9 protein-coding genes are annotated in these 8187 nt (G+C 35.0%); 2 read left to right on the top strand and 7 right to left on the bottom strand.

The features are described from left to right. Positions 1–242 precede the first annotated feature (242 nt). Complete coding sequence (locus tag AC4PG8_RS12130) at positions 243–1271, bottom strand: Mrp/NBP35 family ATP-binding protein (RefSeq protein WP_010991363.1); 1029 nt, start codon at positions 1269–1271, stop codon at positions 243–245. Between the two features lie 263 nt (positions 1272–1534). Here AC4PG8_RS12130 and AC4PG8_RS12125 point away from each other — a divergent pair, with 263 nt between their 5' ends. After that, positions 1535–3061 (top strand): GW domain-containing glycosaminoglycan-binding protein, encoded by a 1527-nt coding sequence (locus tag AC4PG8_RS12125; RefSeq protein WP_492170401.1) that lies wholly within the window; start codon positions 1535–1537, stop codon positions 3059–3061. Positions 3062–3104: 43 nt separating this feature from the next. Here the strand turns inward: AC4PG8_RS12125 and AC4PG8_RS12120 are convergent, their stop codons facing one another. The 4 genes from AC4PG8_RS12120 to AC4PG8_RS12105 form a co-directional block, all read right to left on the bottom strand. Further along, the gene (locus AC4PG8_RS12120) at positions 3105–3956 is read right to left on the bottom strand and encodes an aldo/keto reductase (RefSeq protein ID WP_185541282.1); all 852 of its coding nucleotides are present in this window, start codon (positions 3954–3956) and stop codon (positions 3105–3107) included. Between the two features lie 21 nt (positions 3957–3977). After that, the gene (locus AC4PG8_RS12115; protein WP_010991366.1) at positions 3978–4400 is read right to left on the bottom strand and encodes a MerR family transcriptional regulator; all 423 of its coding nucleotides are present in this window, start codon (positions 4398–4400) and stop codon (positions 3978–3980) included. A gap of 120 nt (positions 4401–4520) precedes the next feature. Further along, a complete protein-coding gene (locus tag AC4PG8_RS12110) occupies positions 4521–4886 on the bottom strand; it encodes an outer membrane protein assembly factor BamD (protein ID WP_185541280.1) in 366 nt (121 codons plus the stop codon). Between the two features lie 19 nt (positions 4887–4905). Further along, complete coding sequence (locus tag AC4PG8_RS12105) at positions 4906–5226, bottom strand: hypothetical protein (RefSeq protein ID WP_185541278.1); 321 nt, start codon at positions 5224–5226, stop codon at positions 4906–4908. Between the two features lie 665 nt (positions 5227–5891). On the opposite strand from AC4PG8_RS12105, the gene AC4PG8_RS12100 reads away from it, so the two are divergent. Further along, positions 5892–6776 (top strand): DNA adenine methylase, encoded by an 885-nt coding sequence (locus tag AC4PG8_RS12100; protein WP_160464574.1) that lies wholly within the window; start codon positions 5892–5894, stop codon positions 6774–6776. Positions 6777–6799: 23 nt separating this feature from the next. Here AC4PG8_RS12100 and AC4PG8_RS12095 read toward each other — a convergent pair whose 3' ends face one another. Then, positions 6800–7639: a type II restriction endonuclease gene (locus AC4PG8_RS12095; RefSeq protein WP_160464575.1), complete on the bottom strand. Its 840-nt coding sequence runs from the start codon at positions 7637–7639 to the stop codon at positions 6800–6802. 139 nt (positions 7640–7778) lie between these two features. Beyond that, positions 7779–8171, bottom strand: coding sequence for a 30S ribosomal protein S9 (gene rpsI, locus AC4PG8_RS12090; protein ID WP_003726075.1), 393 nt, complete (start codon positions 8169–8171; stop codon positions 7779–7781). Positions 8172–8187 lie beyond the last annotated feature (16 nt).

The following is an 8187-nucleotide window of genomic DNA, read 5'->3' as shown; positions in this document are numbered from 1 at the left end:
GATTCCTTGCGTCAAATTGACTTCGCTAGCAATTAAATTACTAGTTTGTTTTTGTTGAAAACAGCTTTCTGTTTTCTGCCCTGCGATTACCAGTGAGACTTTACGTCTCATTGCTTTTCGTCTTCTTTTTTGTTCAGTTTTCAAAGGTCAGTTTCTTTTGCTGCTAAAGCGTTTGTCCGTATCAGCAACGTTTATAAATATACCAAGATTTTTGCCTTTCGTCAATACTTTTTACAAAGTTTTTATAATAAATATGGAATTATTTTCTCTGCTAGAGTTTTATAGGCTTTTCCCGCTTCACTAGACTCGCTATAGATAGCTGATGTATAGCCATTTCCATTGAAATCTGGTTGTTCGATTGGCAATTGAATTAAAAGTTGTGTTTCTAGGTCAGCAGCAACTTTTTCTCCGCCACCTTGTCCAAATATTTTTAAGGTTTGTCCATCTTCAAGTTTTAGGTAGGACATATTTTCAATTACGCCAATAATGTTATGGTTATTTTTCGAAGCCATATATCCCGCACGTGATGCAACTGATGCCGCTGCGAAATGTGGCGTTGTAACGATAATTTCATTGCATTTTGGAATTAAGGTGTGAATATCTAGAGCGACATCCCCAGTTCCAGGTGGCAAGTCAATTAGCAAGTAATCTAATTTTCCCCATCTCACTTCTTCTAAAAACATCTTTATCATTTTTCCTAGCATCGGACCACGCCAAATAACTGGTTCGCCAGACTCTACAAAGAAATCCATCGAGATCATTTGGATACCGTTTGTTTCTACAGGGATAATTTGTCCATTTTCTTTACGTGGGGATTCTGTTGTTCCAAGTAATACTGGGATACTGAAACCATATATATCCGCATCAAGTAAGCCTACTTTTTTACCCTGTTGAGCTAAGGCTATCGCTAGGTTTGCTGCGACAGTCGATTTCCCAACGCCTCCCTTGCCACTTGCTATTGCTAAAAATTTAGTTTGGCTAGTTTCTGAAAGGATGTTATCTCTTGCTTGAAAAATGCGGTCAATTACTGCAGCCGGCAAGTATTCAAGTTCAATATTAATTTCATTTACACCGAATTGCGTTAGAAGTTCTTCTATATTATGAACAAAATGATCTGTTTCTATTGCTGGATCCGCTAAGGCAATTTTAATATTTGCGCTTTCTCCAAGGACCTGCACTTCTAAAATACCTTCTGTTTCTTCTAAACTAGCTTCCAAAACAGGATCTTGCAGTCGGTATAATAATCTAGTAATTTGTTGTTCGTTTAACATAGTTACAAACCTCCATAAATGAATGCGCTGACATACTGAATATTATAGCATGGCTCCTTCTTTTTTTCACATATTCAATATTTATGTGCTTCACTCTATAAATAATTTCACAAATTTTACACATTTTGGAAATTGACGTTAAAGCTATATATACCAGTCACTTCAGCATTTTGTCTTTGTTTCGTCATCGAACTGTAATAGAACAATTTCTTTATTTATTGCTAAAATAAGCGCAGATATAGTAAAAAGGAGTGCGTTCGATTTTGGAGAGAAAGTTTATAAAACCAGGGATTATCTTGCTCATTGTGGCATTTTTAGTAGTTTCTTTAAATGTTAGAGCAGAAACGGGAAATTCAAGAGTTGCTCAAAATTCATTAACTTCTTCGCAACAAGCATTTATCGATGAGATTTTACCTGCTGCAGAAGACGGTTACCGAGATGGCAAACTGTTGACTAGTGTAACACTTGCCCAAGCTATTTTAGAATCTAACTGGGGTAAAAGTGGTTTAAGCAAGAATTCTAATAACTTATTTGGTATTAAAGGTCAGTATGAAGGTAAATCTGTTTCTATGGGGACGATGGAAGCATCTGGGGCAACTACGGCTGATTTCCGCGTTTATCCTAGCTGGAAAGAATCAATTGAAGACCATACAAACTTAATTACGCAAAATGCACGCTATCAAGGTGCTGTAGGTGAAACTGATTATCGTAAAGCCTTGCAAGCGATAAAAGATGGCGGTTACGCTACCGCACCCGATTATGTTTCTAAATTAGTCGCTATTATTGAACGTTATAATCTGGATCAATACGATGTTGTTTATGATAAAATTGAATACCAAAATAAAATCGCTGCTATAGGTACAGTCAATGCAAATAAAGAACAAGAAACGATTTGGTCTGCACCATTTAATACTACTAATTCTGAGGAAGTCGGAACATTAGCGAACTATACAAATCGCAATTTAGAAATTTCTTGGGAAGCGAAAACAGAAAAAGGTTTGTGGTATTTTATACGTGAAAACAATAAAGATATTGGTTGGGTAAATAACTCGGCGCTTACTTTGAGTTATCATCAAAATAACGACGAAAATGTTGATACAACAAAATATGTAGATGACTTAAATGCTCATATTTATCGCTTACCTAGTCCGGAACAGCAGTTTGACAATGGTACAATTGCAAAATATGACCGAAAAGCACTTCACGCTGATAAGAAAATAACACGTGATGGTTATGCATGGTTCCGTCTTTCCGAAAGTAGTAAAGTAATCGGCTGGGTTCGCTCAGACAAATTGAACGACCGCTTATATGATCGTATCACGGAACAAAGTAGCTTTGATGGCTACGCGACTGTAAGTAAGTCGGCAACAGATAATGTCTGGAGCGCCCCTTTTAATACAAAAAATGCGGAGAAACTTGCCCCGCTTAGTGACTATGACACTCAAAAACTAGAATTAGTTACACGCGCCAAAGTCGGCAACACGTTATGGTACGAATTTAAAATAGATGGCGAAGTAGTTGGTTGGGTTAGTGAAAAAGATGTAAATATCATTTATACTCCCGAAGCTGAAAAACCAATAACTCAAGTCTCCTATTTAAAAAATCCCGCAGCAATGCTTTACAACAAACCAGTCGAAGCAACGAGCGCTGAAACAAAAGCAGTCGGTTTCTATTATGGTAAATTGCTAACAGTAGATAAAGAAGCGACGATTCAAGACGAACAGTGGGTGCATATTAAAGAAAATAATAACTCCCTCGGTTGGATTAAAGCAACAGATATTCAAAGTTAATAACAAAGAGACCCAGATAAATGCTCGGGTCTCTTTTCTTGTATTAAATATTTATTTTGCGACTCGCCATCCATTTAACCATTTCTGGATCTGCATGAGAGAAAAATTGACTTTCGCCTTGATTAAGGGTCGCAATCGCACTCTTATCTTCTTCGGACAGTTCAAAATCAAATACAGCTAAATTTTGCGCCATTCGTTCAGGTTTTACAGACTTAGCTAAAACAATAATATCCTGTTCTATTAACCAACGTAAAATCACTTGTGCTACTGATTTCCCGTATTTTTCAGCAATTTTGGTCAAAATCGGATTGGTGAAAATATCATTTTTCCCTTCCGCAAACGGCGCCCATGCTTCAACAGCCACGCCTTCTTTTCGTAAAGCTTCAATATTCTTTGATTGTTGTTGGAAAGGGTTGATTTCGATTTGATTAACTTGAGGTGTTATATCATTGAAGGCAGCTAAATCAACTACTCGATCTACACCAAAATTCGATACACCAATAGCTTTAATTTTACCTTGAGCTTGTAGTTCTTCCATCGCCATCCAAGCGCCGTACACATCATTATATGGTTGGTGAATTAGTAATAAGTCAATATAATCTAGCCCAAGACGTTTTAATGAGCGATCAAATGAACTCATGACTCCTTTATAACTAACATTTTCCACCCAAATCTTTGTTGTGATAAATAACTCTTGGCGATCCACACCAGATGCGGCTATCCCGCGTCCTACCGCTTCTTCATTCATATAACTTTGCGCAGTATCAATATGACGATACCCAGCAGCAATCGCCTCTTTTACTGCTTGTTCCGCTTCACCGGCATCGGTAATTTGGTACGTTCCAAAACCAAGGATAGGTACTTCTACACCATTATTTAATTTCACTGTTTTCATTTTAAAATCCTCCTCTTATCTTTAAAATTTGTCCCGTTCCCATAATTTTTCTACATTATCTGCAGTTAGTTCCCCTGTTTTAAACTGGGCAATGTGACTATCGTACGTATCGATTTTGTATACAAGTAAATCTCTAACTTGTTTCATCTCAGCTAGTTTTTCGTCTAATTCTTTTAGTTGGTCAATTAAAACTTGTTTTTGAGCAGCTTCGACATTCTCTGTTTCTCTTAGTTGGGCAAGTGTTGCAAACTCAATTAAAGATTCCACCGACAAACCCGCATTCCGCAAACTCTTCACAAGATAAACCCAGTTCAAGTCGCTTGTCTTATAGTCCCGGTAGCCACTTTCATTACGATGGACAGGCGGAATAACCCCAACTCGCTCATAGTAACGCAATGTATCGACCGTAAGCCCAAACATCTCGGCCGCTTGTTTGATATTCATCATCGATCACCTCACTTCGTCTTTACATATTGAATTATAAACCCTGGAGTTCACACCAAGGCAAGGGTTTTAGGTTTATTTTTTTAAGGAAAGAAAAAACTCTCTGCGGGTGAGAGAGTTTTATTTGTTTAGCAAGATGATTTTTTGAATGTATTTGGGGTCTATTTGTCCCGGCGAGGTTTCTTGGATTGGGTAATTTTTGGTTAAAATGATTTTGACATTGTCGTTTTTGTTTAGTTCGGTTAGTTTTATTTTGTTTCCGTTTTTGTCGTAATATTTGTCCCCGATGCCAAAACGTATGGCGGATTCCGGATTATCCTTATCATTTTTCTCTTTGAAATTGTTAATTAAAATTGCATTTGTTTCTACTTGCTCTATTGTACCTGTTGCTTCTGTATATTCTATTTTTGTTTGCTTTTCAGTGGTGGAGCATGCTGTCAGTAGTACGGTTATACATAAAATAAAAATGATTGAGTTTTTTTTCATGAGGTTTCTCCTTTTTATTTTAAGTGGTGTATGTAAATGTCTTATTTTTAATTATTAATAGTTCTCTGTCTCTTAAAATCAAATTTTCTGGGGTTAAATTTTCTATGGTTAATTCTGTTTTATTCGTCAGAGGGAAATTTTCTTCGCCGTTCCATGAAGTGTATAGTTCAAGGGTATCACTTTCTTTACTAGCTTTTATAATATAATCGTGTAGTATTTTTAAACTTTTAGATTCATAATCATTATTTTGCTCTTCGCCTTTTAACGGTAATATCCCTTCACTTATAGCGACTTGGAAATTGCAGGTTGGGTTAAAATGTTTGGAGTAGGTTTTACGCACTCATCTACTAAAGTTAAAATTTTGTCTCCGCTATGTTTATGAAAGAAATAAAGCTCTTTTTATTACTGAATTCAAAAGTTAGATTCTTAATCTTCTAAGAAAATCAAAAAACATTCTTTATATAATGGTACTTTTAGAACTAAAAACAGGGATAAGACATAAAGAGTTTCTAGGATTGATTTTTAGAACGTTCTTTATGTCCTACTAATTCAGATACAAACATTAAAATGAAATGTTAAAAAGCAATATTAGCATTAGGAATGATTTTTACGTTATTATTCAATTTATCATACTTAAAGCTACTGGGCATTTATTTGAGACAAGTAGGTTTCATCAATCAACTAAAGTTATAAAGCTTTTGAAAAAAAAACTGGATATTCCAAAGACTACCTTCCATTGATTACTAGATATTCATGCTTCCCTTCTGTTTCCAAACCCCAATGATAATTTCAGAATAGATTATAATTCACAACGAGTAGATAATTCAAATTCCTAAGTAACTATGAACTATTATTTTGAAGTAATACCTCAAATGAGAATTTACAAGAAGCTAATACCCTAAAATTACTCAACAACTTATCCTTAATTATAATGAAATAGTCATACAGAACAGTATCATATATGATATAATGGTTTCTAAACGCTTGCAATCGGAGGAGTTAAAAATGTTATTACCTAAAACAATCAAACTTCCAAAAGTTCCCCCTATAAAAATCCAAGGAATTAAAACTAAATTAGTTCCATTTATTGCACAATCTATAATGTGGAATGGGAAAGGAACCTATTTTGAACCTTTTATGGGGTCTGGAGTGGTAGGGTTTAATTTGGAACCTCAAAAAGCTATTTTTAGTGACACAAATCCTTATTTGATACAATTTTATAAAGATATTCAGTCTGGAAAAATTACTCCCTTGATAATTAGAGAGTATCTTGAAAAAGAAGCCATAAAATTATCTCAAACCCCTGAAGATAAAACTTCCTATTACTATGAAGTAAGAGAAAGATTCAACCTTTATCATTCTTCTTTAGACTTTTTATTCTTACAACGGTCTAACTTTAATGGAATGATTAGGTTCAATAACAAGGGGTATTATAACGTTCCTTTTGGACGAAAACCTGAACGCTTCCAAAAAGCATTGATAACTAAAATTGTTAATCAAGCTGCTTGGATTAGTTCAATTATGCAAGGTAAAGATTGGCAGTTTATTTGTATGTCTTTCCCAGAAGCTTTTAAAATGATGAAAAAAGGTGATTTTGTTTACTTGGACCCTCCCTATATCAATCGCTATGATGGATATTACGACTCTTGGAGTCAAGAATTAGCTGACTTACTAGTTGCTCTAACTGAAAACGGAGATGCCGGGTATGCTTTTAGTATGTGGTGTCAAAATGAATATAGAAAAAATCATCATTTGGATAGTTGGACAAAAGGAAAATTATTGACTACTGAACATTTTTACCATTTAGGTGGCAAAAGTTCTAATAGAAATAAAATGATTGAAGCTTTAATAGTAAGCAAAGGGAATATTAACCCATTATACGATAAATAAAAAGAGCTTTTTTAAGCTCTTTTTCATTCTGTCCATTCATTTTGAATCCGGTTATTGTAAAATTCCAGGTATTTATCATACTGGACTTGAAGTTCAGATGCTTTTATACTATCTTTCACCTGAATCCATCTTATGTAACTAGGAATATCATTATATAGTGATGTTTTAGTAGTAATACTATCTGTATATCTCGGATGATTAATCCAATAATCATGAAATATATCTGCACCTAAAAAAGAAAAAGGGCCCGCTCCAAAAACAAATGGTTCAATACTGTTAGCTTTTATTGTACCAATATTATCTGTATTTCCACTTCCTTTTTTATCTCCACAAATTCTAAATTTCTCCTGAACAAACACCTCAATATTTTTATATGCCGGAATAATAGTTTCAACATCTTTTACCGAAATTTTCCCCTTTGACATTTCATTTTCTCGAGTGTAGACAACGCCTAATATATAATGGCCATCATAGTCTGAATATTTCCCTACAATATTTTTTGTCCCATTTCTCATAAAACTAGTAAAGCTACCACCCGTAAAACCATATTTTGCTGTTTTACTACGACGGTATGTTGTTTTAATGTCAATCGCAATTTTTTTACCATCAGGTTTTTCAAAATAAAAATCCGGATAAACAGTTTGTTGATTAGACTCATAAAGTATAAATCCTAATTCTTTTGCAGATTTTTCCAAAGCATCAAAAGCAATAACTTCAAAAAGTCTTCCAATGATTTTAGAATCACTTCCAAATGTATATATTTCCTTTTTCTTATTAATAAAACCTACTAATTCCCACTCCGCTTCACGTTTAGGAAGGTACTTAGTGATAGTTGAAATAATTATGTCGCTATATGGTTGCATATGCTCTCCTTTTTAAATACATACTAAAAAAGCATCTAAACAAATTAGATACTTTTTCTTTTCACGATATTTTTTGATGGGAATTGTTGTAAAATTCCCATCAAAAATAACTTGAAAACGCTGATATATAGCAGGTATATTAACGTTTTGAGAACTGAGGTGCACGACGCGCGCCTTTAAGTCCGTATTTTTTACGTTCTTTCATACGTGGGTCACGAGTAAGTAGGCCAGCAGATTTAAGTGCTGGGCGGTACTCAGGAGCCACTTGTAATAGTGCACGAGCTACACCATGACGGATAGCACCGGCTTGACCAGTGTAACCACCACCGTGAACGTTTACTAGTACATCATAGTTACCTAAAGTTTCTGTAGCTACTAAAGGTTGTTTGATAACTTCACGAAGAGCTGCAAATGGGATGTAATCTTCCCAGTCTCTATTGTTAATAACGATTTTGCCGTCGCCTGGTACTAAACGTACGCGAGCTACAGAGCTTTTACGACGACCAGTTCCGTAATATTGTACTTGAGCCACTTAGTATTCCTCCTTT

It is taken from the genome of Listeria sp. MAN/IMW/UF555, from assembly GCF_058684075.1.
This window is presented reverse-complemented; position numbering and strand designations above follow the sequence as displayed.

Bases quoted from the DNA above. Each gene is read 5' to 3' on its own strand.
- AC4PG8_RS12130 (WP_010991363.1), bottom strand. From the start codon at position 1,271: ATGTTAAACGAACAACAAATTACTAGATTATTATACCGACTGCAAGAT.
- AC4PG8_RS12120 (WP_185541282.1), bottom strand. From the start codon at position 3,956: ATGAAAACAGTGAAATTAAATAATGGTGTAGAAGTACCTATCCTTGGT.
- AC4PG8_RS12115 (WP_010991366.1), bottom strand. From the start codon at position 4,400: ATGAATATCAAACAAGCGGCCGAGATGTTTGGGCTTACGGTCGATACA.
- AC4PG8_RS12110 (WP_185541280.1), bottom strand. From the start codon at position 4,886: ATGAAAAAAAACTCAATCATTTTTATTTTATGTATAACCGTACTACTG.
- AC4PG8_RS12100 (WP_160464574.1), top strand. From the start codon at position 5,892: ATGTTATTACCTAAAACAATCAAACTTCCAAAAGTTCCCCCTATAAAA.
- AC4PG8_RS12095 (WP_160464575.1), bottom strand. From the start codon at position 7,639: ATGCAACCATATAGCGACATAATTATTTCAACTATCACTAAGTACCTT.